The organism is Xanthomonas sp. WHRI 8932A (genome assembly GCF_035012785.1).
Lineage (GTDB): Bacteria > Pseudomonadota > Gammaproteobacteria > Xanthomonadales > Xanthomonadaceae > Xanthomonas.
Genome location: NZ_JAYGQQ010000007.1, coordinates 243,799 through 262,973 on the forward strand (window position 1 = coordinate 243,799; position 19,175 = coordinate 262,973).

Consider the following 19,175-nt stretch of genomic DNA (forward strand, 5'->3'; position numbering starts at 1 on the left):
CACCCATGACCGCGAAGGGCGCGCTGCGCCTGCGCGAAGAACTCGATCAGTTGAAGTCGGTCAAGCGTCCGGCGGTGATCAGTGCGATCGCCGAAGCGCGCGCGCACGGCGACCTGAAGGAAAACGCCGAATACCATGCCGCGCGTGAGCAGCAGAGCTTCATCGAAGGCCGCATCAAGCAGCTGGAAGGTGAGCTCTCGCATGCCGAGATCATCGACATCACCAAGTTGTCGGCCGGCAGCAAGATCGTGTTCGGCGCCACCGTGACCCTGGCCGATACCGAGACCGACGAAGAGAAGCGCTACCAGATCGTTGGCGATCTGGAGGCGGACATCAAGATGGGCATGATCGCGATTTCTTCGCCATTGGCGCGCGCCCTGATCGGCAAGCTGGAAGGCGATTCGGTCACCATCGACGCGCCGGCCGGCCAGCGCGAGTACGAAGTGGTCACCGTCGCGTATCTGGATTGACGCACTGACGCCTGAGCGATGACGACCGCAACGCTGCTGCTGCCCGAAAAACGCCGTCTGCCCGGAACGCTGGACAACGCGGTGGTGGCCAGTGCCCTGGCGCGCGCCGATCTGCACGCTGCCGATGCCGGCGAAGTGGCGCAGTTGCAGCGGCATTTCACGTTGACGCCAGCGCAGTGGCCGGTGGCGGCGTTGACCCGGCAACTGGATGCCGGCGATGCCGCAGGCGCCACCTGGGTGCGTGCCGACCCGGCCTATGTGGTGCCGGACATGCAGGGCGCACGCCTGATGGGCTACGGCGAGGCGCTCGGTGCCACCGCCGAGGACCTGGCGGTGCTGCTGCCGATTCTCAAGCCGATGTTCGGCGATGCCGGATTTCTGCTCGATGCGCCGACCCCATCGCGCTGGTATCTACGTCTGTCGCCGGATGCCAAGCTGCCGGACTTCGCGCCGCCGGATGTGGCGATCGGCGACGACCTGTTCGAGCATCTGCCGGCCGGCGATTCTGGCCGGCGCTGGCGTGCCTTGCTGACCGAAGCGCAGGTGTTGCTGCATCAGCATCCGTGGAACGAAGGCCGCGTGGCCAGCGGCAAGCCGGCGATCAATTCGCTGTGGTTCTGGGGCGGCGGCGCACTGCCGCATGCGGTGATATCGCCGCATCGGCAGGTGCGCAGCCGCGAGTCGTTGTTGCGCGCGCTGGCGCTGGCGGCCGGTGCCGATGCGCAGGGCGATCAACGCGTGGATGCGTTGGTGGACCTGCGTCATCTGCGCTCGCTGCAGCAGTTTGGCGACGACGCAGTGGCACCGCTGCTGGCGGCGATGGCACGTGGCGAACTGGATCGGCTGGTGCTGGATTTCCAAGACGGCGAAACGCTGACGTTGGCACGCACGCAACGCTGGCGGTTTTGGCGCACGCCGCGGCAGCAACTGACGCAATGACCTCCACTCCCCGGATCGTCCGGCGCCCGCCAGGGCAGGCCGGAAGCTGGCCCGATGCCATGTTGCCGCTGCTGCGCCGCATCTACGCCGCGCGCGGTGTCCGCGATGCGCAGGGCGCGCAACCGCGCCTGGGCCAGTTGCTCTCGCCGGAGCTGCTGCATAACAGCGACGTGGCCGCCAACCTGTTGGCCGATGCGATCGCCCAGCAACGGCGCATCCTGGTGGTAGGCGATTTCGACTGCGATGGCGCCACCGCCTGCGCGGTTGGCGTGCGCGGTTTGCGCATGCTCGGCGCGCTGGATGTGCACCACGCCGTGCCCAATCGCATGGTGCACGGCTATGGCCTGTCGCCTGCCTTGGTGGACGAGCTTGCCGCGCTGCAACCGGAGGTGTTGGTCACCGTCGATCACGGCATCGCCTGCCATGCCGGCGTGGCCGCCGCCAAGGCGCGCGGCTGGACGGTGCTGGTCACCGACCACCATTTGCCGGGCGAGGTGCTGCCGCCGGCCGATGCGATCGTCGACCCGAACCTGGCGGTCGACAGCTTTCCCAGCAAATCGCTGGCCGGCGTCGGCGTGATCTTTTACGTATTGCTGGCGCTGCGCAGTGCGCTGCGCACGCGCGGCGCGTTTGCCGACCGCGCCGAGCCGGAACTGTCGGTGTTGCTGGATCTGGTTGCCGTCGGCACGGTGGCCGATCTGGTGCCGCTGGACACCAATAACCGCGCGCTGGTGTCGGCCGGATTGCGTCGGCTGCGCGAGGGCAAGGGCTGTATCGGATTGCGCGCCCTGATCGATGCCAGCGGCCGCGATGTCGCGCGTCTGAGCGCCAGCGATATCGGCTTCGCGCTCGGGCCGCGCTTGAACGCAGCCGGCCGGCTCGAGGACATGGCACTGGGCATCGAGTTGTTGCTCAGCGAAGACTGGAACCGGGCGCGCGAGATCGCCGCCACGCTCGAAGAGATCAATGCCGAGCGCCGCGCGGTGCAGCAGTTGATGACCGACGATGCCGAGCAGGCGGTGACCAAGGTGGTGCTGGACGCCGATGGCGCCTTGCCGATCGCCGCCTGCCTATTCGATGCGGAATGGCACCCCGGCGTGATCGGCTTGGTCGCCTCCAAATTGAAAGACCGGTTGCACCGTCCGGTGATCGCGTTGGCCCCGGCCGAGCCGGGCAGCAGCCAGTTGCGCGGTTCGGCGCGGTCCATTCCCGGCCTGCATATCCGCGACGTGCTGGCGGCGGTGGATGCGCGTCATCCGGGCTTACTGCAGAAGTTCGGCGGTCATGCGATGGCGGCGGGCTTGAGCATGGATCATGCCGCGCTGGCGACCTTCGAACAGGCGTTTCAGGCGCAGGTGCAGGCGATGGTGGATGCGTCGCTGCTGCATGCCGAGTTGCACAGCGATGGCGAGCTGGCCGCGCACGAACTCGATCACGTGCATGCCGAAGCGCTGCGTGTGGCCGGACCGTGGGGGCAGGGCTTTCCGGAGCCGCTGTTCGACGGCGAGTTCGAGATATTGCAATGGCGTCTGCTCAAAGAACGCCATCTCAAGCTGACCTTGCGGTGCGCCGGCCGTGCCGAGCCGCTCAATGCCATCCATTTCAACGGTTGGCGCGGCAGCGAACCAGCACGCAAGGTGCGGCTGGCGTATCGGTTGGTCAGCGACGATTACCGCGGCGGCACTGCGGTGCAGTTGATCGTCGAGCATTGCGAACCGGTTGTGGTCACGGCCTGAGCCGAACGCGTGGCAACTTGCCTGCTGGCGCTGTTTTGATATGAGTGCAAATAACTGCGGGCGCCCAATGGCGCCCGCAGCTGTCAGACAATAACGCTGTTACTTCTTGACTGCGGTCACCAGCGTGGGGAGCTGCCAGGCACCGCCGGCGATTCCGCGGCACAGACCGGAATTGGACTTGGCGGTCTGCACAAAGCGCTGTCCAGTCCAGCCCCAGCTTGCATCGACCGAGCAATCGCCCAGCCCACGTCCCTTCTGCGACGAGCGAATGGTCGACCCGCTCAGATCGGTGCCCTGCAGGGTCACCAGCACAGGTGCGAACGGCGCGCGCGCGTTGACCACCCAATACCCCATGCCGAGGTTGTAGGCACCCAGCGTGCAGGCAGCCGACACCAGCAGCTTGTCGTTGCTCAGGCGCGCGATGTTCAGCGGCTCCTGCGCGCCGCCCGGCTCCAGTGCCTGGCATTGCTCGTTGGCAGGCAGAGCGGTTTTCAGCGCGGCATACAGCGCCGGCAGACGCGCCAGCTTGGCATCGCCGGGTTGCGCGGCAGCGAGCTTGACCACGTGTACCTGTGGAGCCGGCAGTGCCGGCAAGACCGCCGATTCATTGCCCTTGCCCTTGCGGACCAGGGCGCCGCGGGTGCCCAGGCGGCCCTGGAACTCATCCATCTTGAGCAGCACGGCGCTGGCGCCCTGATCGGAGAGCTGCCAACGGCGGCCATCGTTACCCACCGCCGCAATGGCTGCGCTCTCACCGGTCAGTGCAGTCAGCAGTGCGCTGGTCTGGGCGGCGCTCAGCGTGGCGCTGCCTGTCGCGCCTTGCAGATTCAGGGGGCCGAGATCGCGCTTGCCGATGGACAGGGTCAGGGTCGAGGGAGCGGTAGCCTGCTTGAGCTGACCGATCTTGAGCTGCGCGGTCACCGGTTGTGCAGCTCCGGCCTTGCGGGTGAGCAGCACAGAGACCGCCGGTTCGGTGTCCTCCGGTTGGTAGCCGGCGGCACGGCAGGTCCGCGTGTTATCGCAGGCGATCGTCCAGTCCTTGTGACTGAAGTCGATACCGGTTGCGGAGGCGGCGGCAAGTGCTGCGCCAGGCGAGAGTATCAGTGCGGCGGCGATCAGGTTGATGCGCATGTCTTTCTTTCAGGGTGGATCGAGCCGGCATCTTGAGCGCTCGTTTCCAACGCCGTCTATACGGTCTCGCGCTGCTACCTAGTAGATCCGTGGAGCCGTTCAGTTCGACGCGCGTGGCCGGCAGCGCTACCGCTGCGGCCTTGCGAAATCTTGTCCGTTCATGCGATCCGCAGTGCAGAGATTCAGGCTGGAGCCGGCTCGGTCGAACGACATCGCTGAGCAGAAATCCGGTGGCGGCTGTTCTCTGCGTCGGTCGCGGCCGCACGGCTATGGGCGGCCGCACTGTCACTTGCCTGGATCAAGGTGACTGCTTGACCTCGGCCACCACCGTTGGCAGTTCCCAGGCGCCGCCGGCGGCCACCAGTCGGCACAGGCCCGACGTGGATTTGGAGGTCTGCACGAAGCGATGGCCGTCCCAGGTCCAGCGCTCCTCGCTGTAGCAATCGCCCAGGCCGCGACCCTTTTGCGAGGACAGGATGGTAGAGCCATCCAGATCGCTGGCATGCGTGGTGATCAACGTCGGTGCAAACGGCGCACGCGCGTTGACCACCCAGAAGCCGGTGCCGATGTTGTAGGCGCCCATCCAGCAATCGGTCGACACCAGCAGCTTGTCGCTGCTCAGGCGGGCGATGGTCAGCGGTTCGGCGGCATCGCTGGCATCCAGGCCCTTGCATTCTTCATCGGCCGGAAGCGTGGCGCGTAGCGCCTGGTATAGCGCCGGCAAGCTGCCCAGACCTGCGTCGCCGGCCTGCGCTGCGGCCAGCTTGGCCGCGCGGACTTGCGGGACCGGCAACGCCGGCAGCACGGTGGCCTCGTCGCGATCGCCCTTGCGCAGCAGCGCGCCGCGCGTGCCCAGCCGGCCCTGAAATTCGTCCATCTTCAGCAGCGTTGCCGCCGCGCCGCGATCGGATAGCTGCCAGCGGCGGCCATCGTTGCCGAGCGCCACGATCTTGCTGCTGCGGGTCAGTGCCGCCAGCAGCGCGGCGACCTGCGTGCTGCTCAAGACTGCGGTGCCGCTCTTGCCATCCAGCGCCAGCTTGCCCAGATCGCGCTGATCGATCTGCAGGCTCAGCGACGCCGGCAGCTTGATCTCGTCGTACTGGCCCAGCATCAGCTCGGCCGTCACCGCCTGGCCGGCACCGGCCTTGCGCGTCAGCAGCACCGATACCGGCGGGTGCTCGCCTTCGTCCGGCTGGTATCCGGCGGCGCGGCAGGTGCGGGTGTTGTCGCAGGCGATGGTCCAGTCGTCGTGACTGAAATCGACACTGGTGGCAGGCGCGGCAAGCGCGAGTGCGGGGCTGCACAGCAAGGTCGCGGCAAGCAGGTCGTAACGCATCGAAGTTCCTTCATCGCAGGTCCGGGCCGGCATCTTGCGATGGCTGCCGCAGGGCGTCCAGGCGAATCGTCCGCAGGCAGTGAACGCAATTCATGACGGCGAATGTGTCCGGTTGCTGCGGTGCATCGGCGCGCCCCCGCGAATCGACCACACTGCGCGTTGCAGATGGACTGCGATCTTCGCGCGGTGCCTGGGTTGTTCTGGCGACGATGCGCTAACGGCATCGTCTGTTCGGTCTTGTCTGCCGGCCTGTCGCTTTCAGCGATCACGCTTGCGTCAGCGTTGCCGCGGCGCGCGCCCTGCTCGGCGATTCCCGCATCGGCATCCCGAACAGCGGACGCAGCCAGCGCACGCGGCGGATCAGGTATTCGTGCAATAGCAGGCAGCCGGCAACGGTGGAGGCCAACACCAGCGACGGTTCCAGCCACGGGCCCAGGTGCAACGGCGCCAACCAGTACAGCGCCAGGATGATCAGACTCTGATGCAGGATGTACCAGGGGAACACCGCCTGGGTGCAGTACGGCAGCCACGCGAAGGGGCGGTTCAAGCCATGCCTTGCCCAGCCGAACAGGGTCAGCAGTGCCAGCCAGGTGTAGGCGGCGCGCGCCAGCCGTTCGACCACGTCCCAGCGGACTGTCGCCAGCAGGGCGGGCAGCTGCACCGGATCGAGCGAGCGGCCCAGATGGCGGATGCTCAGCTCGGTGGCGATCGCCAGCAGCGCGGCGATCAGAGTTGGCCAACGCAGCTGCACTGACCACGTCCAGAAGCGTGCGTGATGGGCCAGTGCATATCCCAGCACGAACAACGGAAACGACTCGGCATGCACAAACCAGTCGCCAACCAGGGCGTGGGTCGGTGGGTGGCGCGGCATCACCCACAGCAGGCAGAAGGCCTCCCACAGGATCGGGGCCAGCAGCAGGGCCGGCAGCGCGATGGGCGCCGGCAAGGCTCGCAGCGACACGGGTAGCATGCGGCCCAGTGCGACCATGGCCATCAGTAACAAGGTGTAAGGCAGCAGATAGGCCAGGTACCACAGATGGTTCCAGGTGATGCCGTGTTCCCAGCCATCGAAGCTGCCGGCGGGCCACGGCCGGACCTGCCAATAGCGCAGCAGGAAGTTGCCAAAGCCGGGCACGACCTTGCCGTTGCTGACGCCCTGGCAGTACGCCTGCACCGCCACCACCACGAACATGCCGAACAGCAGGGGTGGCAATAACCGGCCGCAGCGTCGCCAGGCGAACTGCCACGGCGCCCGTTCTGGGCGCGCCAGACCGATCGCGATGCCGGAGATCATGAACAGCAATGGCATCCGCCAGCGGTTGAGCGCGATCATGGGCGCCTGCAGCCAGTCGGTGGTGTACGCACTCTTTAAATGGAAGTCCCAGCCGGCCACGTAGGCCATACCCACGTGATAGAGGATCAGCAGGGCAAAGGCGAAGACGCGCAAGGCATCGATATCGTGGCGGCGCTCGGTCATGGGGGCGGTTGGTCGGTGAAGTGCACGTATCCTGCCCGCCGACCCGCATGAAGAAAGGGGCCAGGGGTGGACACGCCCGCGCGCAGTGACCAGTTGCATCCCCCCAGGGACGAACGGGAGCAGTGGGGATGACGGTGTCGCCCCGTTGCGCAGCCCTCTATCATCGGCAGCTGCCAACTGCGGACCTCTGCAATGGAAACCATCGGGCCGCGCCCGCCGACACCTCAGGACGGTGCGCGTCACTTCGCGACGCGCTGGGCAGTGACGATCTGGTTGCTGGTGTTTTACCTGAGCGCACTGGGCAACACGCTGACCGCATGGTTGGCGGGGCGTCGCGATGGCGAAGCGATCGTGCTGTGGCAGGTGCTGAGCTGGGAGCTGACCAGCGCCACGGCATCGCTGTTGTTGCTACCCGCGGTGTTCTTGCTCTGCGCAGCTTGGCCGCTGCATGCCGATGTCTGGCGTCGCCGTGTGCCGGTGTATCTGGCGGCTGCATTGGGTTGGTGGCTGGCGCACGTTGCCGGCATGGTGCTGTTGCGCAAGCTGGTTTACGCGCTGGCCGGTAGCCATTACGACTTCGGTGGCTGGCCGCTGCAGTGGTTTTATGAGTTGTCCAAGGATCTACGTACCTTTGCGATGCTGGTGGCGTTGCAGCACGCATTGGGCTGGTACGCGCGGCGGCGCCAGGGCGAGGCGCATCTGCTTGCGGCGCCGGACGAAGGCCCCCCGGAGGAGCCGCTGGACCGCCCGGAGCGCTTTCTGGTGCGCAAACTCGGCCGCGACTTTTTGGTCGCTACCGCCGATATCGAATGGGTCCAGGCCTCCGGCAACTACGTCAACCTGCGCGTGCGCGGCCACGACTATCCGTTACGCAGCACGATGGCGGCGATCGAAGCCAAATTGGACCCCGCAGTGTTCGTGCGGATCCATCGCAGCTATCTGGTGAATCTGGGCCAGGTGCAGGCGATCGAACCGGTCGATTCCGGCGATGCGCGCGTGCATCTGCGCGACGCCACGGTGTTGCCGTGCAGTCGCAGTCATCTGGCCGACGTACGCGCGCGGGCAGGGCAGGGTGCCGTTGCGCGCCGCACAGATGCAGTGACGGTCTGAGGCCGCTAGAGCCTGCGGGGCGGCAAAGCTGGCCACGGCGCCCTGCATATCCGTCGCAGCCACTGCGCCCATGCCGCCGCCGCTGCGACATCAGCACGCTGGGGGAAGGGGACCCGCAAGCCCTGCGGTCGCGCGCAACCGCAAGGCGGGCATCGAGACTGCCGGCTCTGAAGCGTGTGCAGCCCCGGCGCAACCGCGTTCCGCCACCGTCGCCCGCTTGCTAAACTAGCCCGCTTGTTTGCCGGAAGTCCGTCATGATCGAAACCAATCCGATCCGCCAGCGCATCACCGATCTCAACGATCGCGTGCTCTCGCTCAGGGGGTATCTTTGACTACGACGCCAAGAAAGAGCGTCTAGAGGAAGTCAGCCGGGAGCTCGAAAGCCCGGACGTGTGGAACGACGCCGAGCGTGCCCAGGCCCTGGGACGTGAGCGTTCCATGCTGGAAAAGACCGTCATCGGCATCGCCGATGTGCTGGCCGGCCTCACCGATGCCGGCGATCTGCTGGAACTGGCCGAGAGCGAGCAGGACGAGGACACCGCGGAAGCGGTGATCGCCGATCTGGACAAGTACCAGATCCATGTCGAGAAGCTGGAATTCCAGCGCATGTTCTCCGGCGAGATGGACGGCTCCAACGCGTTCGTCGATATCCAGGCTGGCGCTGGTGGTACCGAGGCGCAGGACTGGGCGGAAATCCTGTTGCGCATGTATCTGCGCTGGGCCGAGTCGCGTGGTTGGAAGACCGAGCTGATGGAAGTGTCCGGCGGCGAAGTGGCAGGCATCAAGTCGGCCACGATCCGCATCGAGGGCGAATACGCTTACGGCTGGTTGAAGACCGAGATCGGTGTACACCGGCTGGTGCGCAAGTCGCCGTTCGACTCCGACAACCGCCGGCACACCAGCTTCACCTCAGTGTTCGTGTCGCCGGAAGTGGACGACAACATCGAGATCGACATCAACCCGGCCGACCTGCGTACCGACGTGTACCGCTCGTCCGGCGCCGGTGGTCAGCACGTCAACAAGACCGAATCGGCGGTGCGTATCACGCATATCCCGACCAATACGGTGGTTGCCTGCCAGACCGGCCGCAGCCAGCATCAGAACCGCGACAACGCGATGAAGATGCTGGCCGCCAAGTTGTACGAACTGGAAGTGCAAAAACGCAACGTCGAACGCGACGCGCTGGAAGCCACCAAGTCCGACATCGGTTGGGGCAGCCAGATCCGCAACTACGTGCTCGATCAGAGCCGTATCAAGGATCTGCGTACCGGCATCGAACGCAGCGACACGCAGAAAGTGCTGGACGGCGACCTGGACGAATTCGTCGAGGCCAGCCTGAAGGCCGGTCTGGCAGCAGGCTCCAAACGGCTGGACGCCTGACCGCCGCGCGAGGTCGCAGCGGATGCGACGACCTTGCACGACGCTAGGCTGCATGCAGCGCTGCGCCACTCCGCGTTGCGGCAGCAAGACGTCAGGCCACCGACGCGCGACACCGTCAATGTAAAAGAGCCCGGCGCTGCCGGGTGCTCACTCCCCACCGGGCACGCGCCCGACTTCTAGCAGACCGACCCCGCCATGACCGAACAGACCCCCGCGCCACACCTTCCCGTCGACGAGAACAGCCTCATCGCCGAGCGTCGCGCGAAACTGGGCGCGTTGCGCGGCCAGGGCATCGCGTATCCCAACGACTTCGTGCGTGAGCATTTCGCCGGCGATCTGCAAGCCGAATTCGCCGATGCCGACACCTGGACCCCCGAAGCGCTGGAAGCCAGCGGTCGCACCGTCAAAATGGCTGGCCGCCTGATGGCCAAGCGGGTGATGGGCAAGGCCAGCTTTGCGCAGATCCAGGACGAATCCGGGCGCGTGCAGTTGTTCCTGCAGGGCAATGTGCTCGGCGATGCCTATACCGCGTTCAAGGGCTGGGATGTCGGCGACATCGTGGCGGTGGAGGGCGGGCTCACCCGGACCAAGACCGGCGAGTTGTCGGTCAAGGCCAGCACGCTGCGGCTGCTGACCAAGTCGCTGCGCCCGTTGCCGGACAAGTGGCACGGCCTGTCGGACGTGGAGCAGCGCTACCGCCAGCGCTACGTCGACCTGATCGTCACCCCGGAGGCACGCGAGGTCTTCATCAAGCGCTCCAAGATCATCCGTGCGATGCGCGCGTGGCTGGATGCGCGGCGTTTCCTGGAAGTGGAAACGCCGATGATGCATTACATCCCCGGCGGCGCCACCGCCAAGCCGTTCACCACCCACCACAATGCGCTGGATCTGGATCTGTACCTGCGCGTGGCGCCGGAGCTGTATCTCAAGCGGCTGGTGGTCGGTGGCCTGGAGCGCGTCTACGAGATCAACCGCAACTTCCGCAACGAAGGCGTGTCGACCCGGCACAACCCCGAGTTCACCATGCTCGAGCTCTACGAGGCCTACGCCACGTACCACGAGATCATGGATCTGACCGAGCAGGTCATCCGCGACACCGCGCAGTCGGTGCTGGGCACCACTCAGGTGAGCTGGGATGGCGCCGACATCGATCTGGCGCCGGCTTTCCGTCGCTGGCGCATGGATGAGGCCGTTCGTCACCACAATCCGGAAATCAGTGCGGCCGATTGCACCGATCGCGCCGCGCTGCTGCGCCATTGCGAGCGGCTGAAGATCCGCACCAAGCCGTCTTACGGCTGGGGCAAGCTGCTGCTGGAAATCTTCGAAGCCACCGTCGAGCACACCTTGGTGCAACCGACCTTCATCACCGACCATCCGGTGGAGGTGTCGCCGCTGGCGCGCTCCAGCGACACCGAGCCGGGGTACACCGACCGCTTCGAGCTGTTCATCAACGGCAAGGAGCTGGCCAATGGCTTCTCCGAGCTCAACGACCCCGAAGACCAGGCCGCGCGCTTCCAGGCGCAGGTGCAGGCCAAGGACGGCGGCGACGACGAAGCGATGCACTACGACGCCGATTACATCCGTGCGTTGGAGTACGGAATGGCGCCGACCGGCGGCCTGGGCATCGGCATCGACCGGCTGGTGATGCTGCTGACCGGGAGCACCTCGATCCGTGATGTCCTGCTGTTTCCTTACATGCGCCCGGAAGCCTGATTTTTTTTGTGCGAACGCGTGCTCACGGCACAGATACTGCATATGCTAGGGCACAGCTCCAGACAGCGTCAGGTCCGGGGGAGTCGACACAGGGGTCGGCGTCACGCTTTTCCGTTCTCGGGATAGAGGAGCAACGGCTATGCAGGATGTTTTAGGGAATCCGGACGGCATGGTGTCGGCGGATACATGGGGAAGCTGGGCGGAAAAGGCGGATCTGGGATTGAACATCGTCATTGTCGATGATCAGATGTCCGCGCGGACGATGCTGCGCCATGTCATCGAGGACATCGCGCCGGAGCTGAAGGTCTACGACTTCGGCGACCCGCTCGACGCGTTGGCCTGGTGCGAAGCCGGGCGCGTGGATCTGTTGCTGCTCGACTACCGCATGCCCGGGATGGATGGCCTGGAGTTCGCGCGGCGCCTGCGCCGGCTGCCGAGCCATCGCGATATTCCGATCATCCTGATCACCATCGTTGGCGACGAGCCGATCCGCCAGGCGGCGCTGGAAGCCGGGGTGATCGATTTCCTGGTCAAGCCGATCCGCCCGCGCGAGTTGCGGGCACGCTGCTCCAATCTGTTGCAGCTGCGTCAGCAGAGCGAGAGCGTCAAGCAACGCGCGCTGTCGCTGGAACAACGCCTGCTGGCCAGCATGAACGAGGTCGAAGAGCGCGAGCGCGAAACCTTGTCGCGGCTGGCGCGCGCCATCGAATACCGCGATTCGGGCACCAGCGCGTTTCTGGAGCGCATGTCGCATGTGGCCGGCCTGATCGCCGAACAGCTGGGCCTGTCGGAAGAAGAAGTGCGCATCATCGAGATGGCCGCACCGCTGCACGACATGGGCAAGATCGCCATTCCCGATTCGGTGCTGCTCAAGCCGGGCAAGCTCACCGACGACGAGATGAGCGTGATGAAGCGCCACCCTCGGATCGGCTACGAGTTGCTCAGCGGCAGCCAGAACCGCTTCATCCAGGTCGGCGCCTTGATCGCGCTGCGCCACCACGAGCGCTACGATGGCACCGGCTATCCGGACGGCCTGGTCGGCGAGGCGATTCCGCTGGAAGCGCGCATCGTGGCGGTGGCCGACGTGTTCGACGCCCTGCTGTCGCCGCGTCCGTACAAGGAAGCGTGGACGATGGATGCCGCGCTGGCCTATCTGTATGCGCAACGCGGCCGCCTGTTCGACCCGCGCTGCGTGGATGCACTATTGCGCGGTCGCGCGCAGCTGGACCAGATCTGCGGTGAGTTCTCCACCGCATCGGCGCGGCCCGGGGTATAGGCCATGAACTCGTTCGGATGGATCCGGCAGCGGCTGACGAATCGACCTGACAGCGAACATGGTCAAGCGATTGTTCGCATCGTTTTGATCACCTTGATCCTGTGTTACGTCCTGCTGCCAAGCGTCCATCACAGCTTGCCCCCGACCCAACACGCCAGCGTGTTGGGCATTATCCTCACAGGCTTAAGCCTCGGGCTTGCATTGTTCGGCTGGTTGCTATGGCGCCCCGGCCACTCGGATGCGCGTCGCATCCTGGGGATGCTGGCCGATTACGGCTTGATGGCAGCCGGCATGATCCAGATGGGGGAACCCTTGGCCTGGGTCTATGTGGTGGTCATGTGGGTCACCGTCGGCAACGGCCTGCGATACGGCAACCGCTATCTTTACCTTGCAGTGGTGATGGCTGTTGCGAGTTTTGCCACGACAGTTGCAATGACCGACTACTGGCGTCTCAACCAACGCCTTGGGGTCGGGCTGACAATTGGCCTGGCTGCTGTTCCGTTGTATTTCTCTAGCCTTTTACGGCAGCTGACCCGCGCCACGACGGAGGCACGCCGTGCCAGTGAAGCCAAGAGCCGTTTCCTCGCGAACATGAGTCACGAATTCCGTACGCCACTCAACGGGTTGTCCGGAATGACCGAGGTGTTGGCGACTACGCGTCTGGATAGCGAGCAGCGCGAATGTCTTAAAACGATTCAAGCCTCCACACGTAGCCTGCTTGCGCTGGTGGAAGAGGTATTGGACATCTCGGCCATCGAGGCCGGCAAGCTCCGGATCACTATTTCGGATTTTGCGCTGCACTCTACATTGCAGGCGATTGGCCTCATCCTCAAACCGCAAGCCAAGGCAAAGGGCTTGAGCTACGAGATGACCGTCGCCGCGGACGTGCCCCCGCAGATTCAAGGCGATGCCGGTCACTTGCAGCAAATCTTGCTCAACCTGGTCGGTAACGCAGTCAAGTTCACCGATCAAGGCAGTGTGCAGTTGAAGGTGTCGACAGGCTTGCCTAGCGGCCATGCCGGGGTATTGCTGCGCTTTGAAGTGCTCGATACAGGTATCGGTGTGCCGGTCGACATGCGGCCACGTCTGTTCGATGCGTTTGAGCAAGCGGATACCGGGCTGGCGCGTCGGTTCGAAGGCAGCGGTCTGGGGACCACGATTGCGAAGGGGCTGGTGCAGTCGATGGGCGGCGCGATTGGTTTTGCGGAAAATCCGACCGGCGGCAGTCTGTTCTGGTTTGAGCTCCCATTTGGTCTGGTGGCAGAAAAGCCCGCAACGGCGCTAGCGCCACTGCCCGTGTCGCAGGATGCAGACGCGACAACGATTCCGGGCAACGTCATCGCGTTTGCCGATCCATTTCTGCGTCACCGTGCCCGCGTGCGCAGCATGCATATCCTGGTGGCAGACGACCATCTGGCAAATCGTCTTGTGCTGCAACGTTTGCTGCAAAAGGCGGGGCATCGCGTCACCTGCGTCGACGGTGGCGAAGCAGTGCTCGACGCGCTTGCTGCGACGGATTTCGACCTTGCGATCGTGGATCTGCACATGCCTGGCGTCAGCGGTCTGGACATGCTGAAGCAACTCCGTGTCATGCAGGCCGGAGGCCAACCGGGTACTCCGGTGGTGGTGCTGAGCGCTGACGTAACCCCAGAGTCAATCCGTAGTTGTGAACAGGCCGGGGCTTACGCCTTCCTGGCAAAGCCGGTGGCGGCAATCAAGCTGCTGGATACGCTGGCCGAGATCGCCGTCAATCAAAAACTGCGCCAGACGGATTTGACGATTGGCATCCGCGGACCGGTTGTGACCGGCACCGTGCTGGATCCTGCCGTGCTGGACGAACTGGCGGAGCTGGGGATGGGCAATGAATTCGAGCGCGAGTTCATTCAACAATGTCTCAGCGATGTCAGCGCGTGTGTCGTTCAACTGGGTAAATCCGCTGCCGATGAAGATTGGGCACGGTTGCGTGAGCATGCACATGCCGTCAAGGGTGTCTCCAGCAATCTTGGACTGGTGATCTTGGCCGAACAGGGCGGAGAGTTGATGCGACTGTCAGAGGCGCAGCTGCGGGCCGAGTGGCGTCAGCGGCTGGAGCAACTCAAGGATGGATTGCAGCAAGGACGCGATGCGCTCGCTCAACGTGCACAACGGAAGTCCCAGGAAGGCGCCAGTGGAAATGGCGATCTTGGATGAAAGCCCGGCAATAGGCCGGGCCTGATCCCCCTGCATTGGATCTACCAAAATCAGGCGGGACCTACGCCCATTCGTCGATTCTGTGCCTTGACCAGCCGGTCCATCGTACGCAACGATTTGTTGCTCAATGCCAGTGCTGCATCCACCCATATTTCGGTGATGCGCAGCAATTCTTCATACGGAACCGACTGTGCCACGTTGCGCGCCGCATTCATCGCAAGGTAGGAGCTGGGGATACGTTTTTGCTGACGAATGAGATTTTCAGTCGCCATCACGCCTTGCCCCTTCGGGACCAGTACGTCCACGATCCCCATCGCGTGCATTTCTTCGCTGCTGTAGATGCGTCCGTCAAGAATGATTTTTTCTGCCAGATGAGGCGCGACGCGGCGGCATAGGAAGGAATATGCGCCCATTCCAGGGAATAGATCGAACAAGACCTCGGGAAGTCCCATGCCGATGCCTTCCTCGGCGACGATGGTGTGACAGGCAAGGGCCATCTCCAGTCCGCCGCCCAGTGCATCGCCCTGCAGTAGCGCGATGCTGCGGACGTCACCACCAAAGCCCACGTGCAGATGGTGCACACCTTCCACGCACCGTTTTGCATAGCGCAACAAGTGATCGCGATTTTGCTCGCGGATCAGGCGCGCAAACAGATCCAGATCCCCGCCTAGATTGAAAGCGCTTGAGTCAGAGGCAAGAACGAAATGACGCAGCTCGCCATTACGCCTTTCGTGCGGAGCACGCGTGATTGAACCCATGACATCCCATATCTCGTCCAATAACTGGGGGTTGCAGCAAGGGCGTACACCGAGGTGCGCGTTTGCATGCATATATAACCAATGGGTGCCGTCAGCTGCTGAGCAGTCGACACGAATGGTGGAGTGGGGGCGGCCGAGGGAAATCTTTTCAATCGTGTTCATGGGCTGATCCTGGAAGTGCCCGCTTCGGGAGAGTGGATGTCGGCGGGCGCGCACGATCCACTCGAAATCGATGCTACACCGGCACTATCTCCATAATGGCAAGGGGTTTCTTCCAAGTGTGAAGGATCAACGAACCGAATCTTTCGGTGAGCCTTCGTTATAGGGCGTGTGGCGTTGTGAGCTCAATTCTTTCGAAAATGAGCCCGGTTGTCATAATTATCTAGTTTGGCGTTAGCTATGTTTTGATGGTCGATTTTCTCCTCACTGGGTGAGGTTTATTGCGATGTGGTTAGAGGAGCGAGCTCTTCCGAATTGCGAATTGCGTCGTAGAAGATCGGGCGCGTGCTGGTTGCGGTTGCTTCAGAGGCGAGCCTTTATCGCTAAGCTAAGAGTCAAAGTAAGGCAGCATTTTTCATGTCGATGATTGGCGCCCCGAGTACATGGTGGCATTCAAGTCGGTGTCGCAATGTTGCGCGTAGCCGTCTGTGGCTTATTCTGAATTCTTGTCGGCGGTTCTTTCACTGCGGTAGATGGTGCTCTGTCGCAATCCAGTGTTTTTATGATGATGTCGCCAAGCGTTCGCATCATTGGGTTGGGGATTTGGCTCTCGCTAGCGCTGCACTTTTGGTGGTTAATCGAGTCCTTGGTGAGCGCGCCGGCGGGTGGTGTATGCTCGGTGCAAAGGCGCTCTAACCAGCGGTTCGTCTGATTGTTCTCGGCCCTCACCCGAGTCGTGGCGATCGCGCTTCGATGCTTCGCTTTTATCGAATGGGAACGCACGGTCTTTCCGTTATCAAACTTCCTACTTCCCCTCATCGCTGCGAACGTGAGGCTGAGTATATGCAGCGTGGTGTTCCCTTGCTTGCTTCCAGCCTTCATCGCGATCGCTTCTTTCACTTTCATGCTTCTTGACGTCTTGGATCCCTCTGCGGCCGTCTAGCATGAAGCATGCAGTGAAGTACGACAGGTAGAGCATGTATTCGTTTTCTGATGATTCCTGGGCTGAAATGTAGACGCCCGCAAGGCCTTGCGGCGTTGCGGGCGTCATGACGACTGAACGTCTTCAACTCTGCGGTCGCGCGGTGGACTACGCCTTCGGCGCATCCCGCAGTTCGCGCCGCAGGATCTTGCCGACGTTGGTTTTTGGCAATTCCTTGCGGAATTCGATCACGCGGGGCTGCTTGTAGCCGGTCAGATTGGTCCGGCAGTGCGCCTTCACATCGTCGGCGGTGAGGGCAGGGTCTTTCTTGACGATCACGACCTTGACGATTTCGCCTGATTTTTCGTCCGGTACGCCGACCGCCGCCACTTCCAGCACGCCGGGCATGGTGGCGATGACGTCTTCGATCTCGTTCGGGTAGACGTTGAAACCGGATACCAGAATCATGTCCTTCTTGCGGTCGACGATGTAGACGAAGCCCAGCTCGTCCATCCGCGCGATGTCGCCGGTGTGCAGCCAGCCGTCCGCGTCCATCACCTTGGCGGTTTCGGCGGGCTGCTTCCAATAACCCTTCATCACCTGCGGGCCCTTGATGCACAACTCGCCAATCTCGCCGATCGCCAGTTCCGCACCGGCGTCGTCCTTGATGCAGGCATCGGTGGAGGGAATCGGCAGGCCGATCGAGGCGTTGTAGTCCTTCAGGTCCATCGGGTTGATGCAGGCGGCCGGCGACGTCTCGGTCAGGCCGTAGGCCTCCACCAGGGTTTGGCCGGTGACTTTCTTCCACCGCTCGGCGACCGAACGCTGCACGGCCATGCCGCCGCCCAGCGTCATCTTGAGCGAGGAGAAGTCGATCTGGTCGAAACCGGGCGTATTGAGCAGGCCGTTGAACAGCGTGTTGACGCCAGTGAAGGCAGTAAAGCGGGTCTTCTTCAGTTCCTTGACGAAGCCGGGCATGTCGCGCGGATTGCTGATCAGGTGATTGCAGCCGCCGATCTTCATGAAGACCAGGCCGTTCGCCGTCAGCGCGAAGATGTGATACAGCGGCAGCGCGGTGATCACCACTTCGTTGCCTTCTTCCAGCTTGCCGGTGCCGGACAGCCACTGGTGCGCCTGCTGCATGTTGGCGACCAGGTTGCGGTGGGTCAGCATCGCGCCCTTGGCCACGCCGGTGGTGCCGCCGGTGTACTGCAAAAACGCAATGTCGTCCGATTCGATCTGCAGCGTCGGCACGCTGTGCTTGCGGCCCAGCGCCAATGCATCGCGGAAGCGGATGGCACCGTTGATTCGGTATTCCGGCACCAGCTTCTTGACGTATTTGACGACGAAATTGACCAGCGCCGCTTTTGGAAAGCCGAGCATGTCGCCCAGGCCGGTGGTGATCACCTGCTTGACCGGGGTGTCGGCGATGACCTGCTGCACGGTGGTGCCGAAGTTGTCGATGACCACCAGCACGCTGGCGCCGGAATCGATCAGCTGGTGCTTCAACTCACGCGGGGTGTAGAGCGGGTTGACGTTGACCACGGTCAGGCCAGCACGCAGGACGCCGAAGGTGGCGATGGGATACTGCAGGCAGTTGGGCATCATCAAGGCGACGCGGTCGCCTTTCTTCAACTGCAGCTCGCCGAGCAGATAGGCTGCGAATTGCTCGACCAGCTGATCGGCTTCCCGATAGGTAATGGTCTTGCCGAAGCTGTGATACGCAGGACGATCGGCAAAGCGCGCGACGGATGTCGCGAACACTTCGGCAATGGTGCGGAACTGCTCGAGATCGATCTCGGCGGCGACGCCGGCCGGATAACTTTGCAACCAAGGACGTGCCTGATTCATCTGCCCCCCTCCAGGGTGTTTAGTACGTGACGCGGTGTGTTCCACGGCACTACAACTCCTGGCAGCATACCGTCATGGATGGAAAAGGCGAAGCGTGATGCACGGCAGCATTCGGCAGTGGAAGCGGCTGTGGTGGCTGGTGATTTGTGCAGTGCTCCTGGCCGCTTGCGGGCGCGATGCGCCGGAGCAGCGCCTGCGCGCGACCTTGCAACACATGCATGAGGCGATCGAAGCGCGCGATATCGGCGACGCGATGGCGCCGGTGTCCGCCGATTTCGTAGGCGAAAATGGCCTGGACGCGGCCGGGTTGCGGCGCCTGATGCAGCTGCAGATGCTGGGGAATCGACAGATCGGCGTCACCGTGGGCCCGTTGGAGGTAGAGCTGCGCGGGCAGACGGCGACCGTGCGCTTCACGGCCTTGCTCACCGGCGGCAGCGGTGGCTGGGTGCCCGAACAGGCGCAGACCTATCAGGTGGTCACCGGCTGGCGGTTGCAGGACGGCGATTGGATGCTGAACCACGCGCAATGGGAACCGGCGGGGTAGTGATGGCGGTTGGGTGCCGCGTATGCCGGCCCTAACGCCATCACCGCAACGGGCGAGCCGCAGGGTAAAACGATGACGTGGCGGACGAACGCGTTGTTGCCTGGCAAGCGCGTGCACTGCATCGACAGCCCGCGGCATGCGACAAACGCACCGGACCCAGAAACGACATTCCCGCCAATCGGC

General features: G+C 63.6%; 15 protein-coding genes. 9 read left to right on the plus strand and 6 right to left on the minus strand.

All coding sequences use genetic code 11. The annotated features are described in order from the left end of the window. Positions 1–5: 5 nt before the first annotated feature. The 3 genes from greA to recJ are packed head-to-tail and all read left to right on the plus strand — an operon-like array spanning position 6 to position 3,145. Positions 6–470, plus strand: a complete 465-nt coding sequence (greA, locus tag VC212_RS13375) for a transcription elongation factor GreA (RefSeq protein ID WP_193552439.1) — start codon at positions 6–8, stop codon at positions 468–470. Between the two features lie 18 nt (positions 471–488). Next, complete coding sequence (locus VC212_RS13380) at positions 489–1,409, plus strand: phosphoglycerate mutase (RefSeq protein ID WP_323526042.1); 921 nt, start codon at positions 489–491, stop codon at positions 1,407–1,409. Further along, the gene (gene recJ / locus VC212_RS13385; protein WP_323526044.1) at positions 1,406–3,145 is read left to right on the plus strand and encodes a single-stranded-DNA-specific exonuclease RecJ; all 1,740 of its coding nucleotides are present in this window, start codon (positions 1,406–1,408) and stop codon (positions 3,143–3,145) included. The genes VC212_RS13380 and recJ overlap by 4 nt, the downstream gene beginning before the upstream one ends. A gap of 99 nt (positions 3,146–3,244) precedes the next feature. Here the strand turns inward: recJ and VC212_RS13390 are convergent, their stop codons facing one another. From VC212_RS13390 to VC212_RS13400, 3 genes are all read right to left on the minus strand, one after another. After that, positions 3,245–4,276: a DUF1176 domain-containing protein gene (locus tag VC212_RS13390; protein ID WP_323526045.1), complete on the minus strand. Its 1,032-nt coding sequence runs from the start codon at positions 4,274–4,276 to the stop codon at positions 3,245–3,247. A 298-nt stretch (positions 4,277–4,574) separates the two neighbouring features. Further along, positions 4,575–5,612 carry a DUF1176 domain-containing protein gene (locus tag VC212_RS13395; RefSeq protein ID WP_323526046.1) on the minus strand — a complete coding sequence of 346 codons (1,038 nt, stop codon included), beginning with the start codon at positions 5,610–5,612 and terminating at the stop codon, positions 4,575–4,577. Positions 5,613–5,877: 265 nt separating this feature from the next. After that, on the minus strand, positions 5,878–7,089 hold the full coding sequence (locus tag VC212_RS13400; RefSeq protein WP_323526047.1) for an acyltransferase family protein: 1,212 nt from the start codon (positions 7,087–7,089) through the stop codon (positions 5,878–5,880). A gap of 159 nt (positions 7,090–7,248) precedes the next feature. On the opposite strand from VC212_RS13400, the gene VC212_RS13405 reads away from it, so the two are divergent. From VC212_RS13405 to VC212_RS13425, 5 genes are all read left to right on the plus strand, one after another. Beyond that, positions 7,249–8,199, plus strand: a complete 951-nt coding sequence (locus VC212_RS13405; RefSeq protein WP_323526091.1) for a LytTR family DNA-binding domain-containing protein — start codon at positions 7,249–7,251, stop codon at positions 8,197–8,199. Between the two features lie 254 nt (positions 8,200–8,453). Next, positions 8,454–9,579 (plus strand): peptide chain release factor 2 gene (prfB, locus tag VC212_RS13410; protein ID WP_115561934.1). Its coding sequence is split into 2 segments (ribosomal slippage): positions 8,454–8,528 and positions 8,530–9,579, totalling 1,125 coding nucleotides; the frame shifts between segments, so codons are not numbered across the junction. A 195-nt stretch (positions 9,580–9,774) separates the two neighbouring features. Next, complete coding sequence (gene lysS / locus VC212_RS13415; protein ID WP_323526048.1) at positions 9,775–11,292, plus strand: lysine--tRNA ligase; 1,518 nt, start codon at positions 9,775–9,777, stop codon at positions 11,290–11,292. A gap of 139 nt (positions 11,293–11,431) precedes the next feature. Next, positions 11,432–12,568 carry a two-component system response regulator gene (locus VC212_RS13420; RefSeq protein WP_055846510.1) on the plus strand — a complete coding sequence of 379 codons (1,137 nt, stop codon included), beginning with the start codon at positions 11,432–11,434 and terminating at the stop codon, positions 12,566–12,568. A 3-nt stretch (positions 12,569–12,571) separates the two neighbouring features. Next, a complete protein-coding gene (locus tag VC212_RS13425; protein ID WP_323526049.1) occupies positions 12,572–14,758 on the plus strand; it encodes an ATP-binding protein in 2,187 nt (728 codons plus the stop codon). A gap of 50 nt (positions 14,759–14,808) precedes the next feature. Here the strand turns inward: VC212_RS13425 and VC212_RS13430 are convergent, their stop codons facing one another. The 3 genes from VC212_RS13430 to VC212_RS13440 form a co-directional block, all read right to left on the minus strand. After that, positions 14,809–15,678: a crotonase/enoyl-CoA hydratase family protein gene (locus VC212_RS13430; RefSeq protein ID WP_323526050.1), complete on the minus strand. Its 870-nt coding sequence runs from the start codon at positions 15,676–15,678 to the stop codon at positions 14,809–14,811. Positions 15,679–16,128: 450 nt separating this feature from the next. Then, positions 16,129–16,581 (minus strand): hypothetical protein, encoded by a 453-nt coding sequence (locus VC212_RS13435; RefSeq protein WP_323526051.1) that lies wholly within the window; start codon positions 16,579–16,581, stop codon positions 16,129–16,131. Between the two features lie 184 nt (positions 16,582–16,765). Then, positions 16,766–18,448 carry a long-chain fatty acid--CoA ligase gene (locus VC212_RS13440; protein ID WP_115512881.1) on the minus strand — a complete coding sequence of 561 codons (1,683 nt, stop codon included), beginning with the start codon at positions 18,446–18,448 and terminating at the stop codon, positions 16,766–16,768. Positions 18,449–18,545: 97 nt separating this feature from the next. Here VC212_RS13440 and VC212_RS13445 point away from each other — a divergent pair, with 97 nt between their 5' ends. Beyond that, entirely contained in the window at positions 18,546–18,992 is a 447-nt protein-coding gene (locus VC212_RS13445) for a nuclear transport factor 2 family protein (protein ID WP_323526052.1), read from the plus strand. Positions 18,993–19,175 lie beyond the last annotated feature (183 nt).

What these genes read in the sequence shown, in the direction of transcription:
- VC212_RS13395 (WP_323526046.1), bottom strand. Translation starts at nt 5,612, where the DNA reads ATGCGTTACGACCTGCTTGCCGCGACCTTGCTGTGCAGCCCCGCACTC.
- VC212_RS13435 (WP_323526051.1), bottom strand. Translation starts at nt 16,581, where the DNA reads ATGAAAGTGAAAGAAGCGATCGCGATGAAGGCTGGAAGCAAGCAAGGG.
- VC212_RS13390 (WP_323526045.1), bottom strand. Translation starts at nt 4,276, where the DNA reads ATGCGCATCAACCTGATCGCCGCCGCACTGATACTCTCGCCTGGCGCA.
- VC212_RS13425 (WP_323526049.1), top strand. Translation starts at nt 12,572, where the DNA reads ATGAACTCGTTCGGATGGATCCGGCAGCGGCTGACGAATCGACCTGAC.
- recJ (WP_323526044.1), top strand. Translation starts at nt 1,406, where the DNA reads ATGACCTCCACTCCCCGGATCGTCCGGCGCCCGCCAGGGCAGGCCGGA.
- greA (WP_193552439.1), top strand. Translation starts at nt 6, where the DNA reads ATGACCGCGAAGGGCGCGCTGCGCCTGCGCGAAGAACTCGATCAGTTG.
- VC212_RS13430 (WP_323526050.1), bottom strand. Translation starts at nt 15,678, where the DNA reads ATGAACACGATTGAAAAGATTTCCCTCGGCCGCCCCCACTCCACCATT.
- VC212_RS13400 (WP_323526047.1), bottom strand. Translation starts at nt 7,089, where the DNA reads ATGACCGAGCGCCGCCACGATATCGATGCCTTGCGCGTCTTCGCCTTT.
- VC212_RS13440 (WP_115512881.1), bottom strand. Translation starts at nt 18,448, where the DNA reads ATGAATCAGGCACGTCCTTGGTTGCAAAGTTATCCGGCCGGCGTCGCC.
- lysS (WP_323526048.1), top strand. Translation starts at nt 9,775, where the DNA reads ATGACCGAACAGACCCCCGCGCCACACCTTCCCGTCGACGAGAACAGC.
- VC212_RS13380 (WP_323526042.1), top strand. Translation starts at nt 489, where the DNA reads ATGACGACCGCAACGCTGCTGCTGCCCGAAAAACGCCGTCTGCCCGGA.
- VC212_RS13420 (WP_055846510.1), top strand. Translation starts at nt 11,432, where the DNA reads ATGCAGGATGTTTTAGGGAATCCGGACGGCATGGTGTCGGCGGATACA.
- VC212_RS13445 (WP_323526052.1), top strand. Translation starts at nt 18,546, where the DNA reads ATGCACGGCAGCATTCGGCAGTGGAAGCGGCTGTGGTGGCTGGTGATT.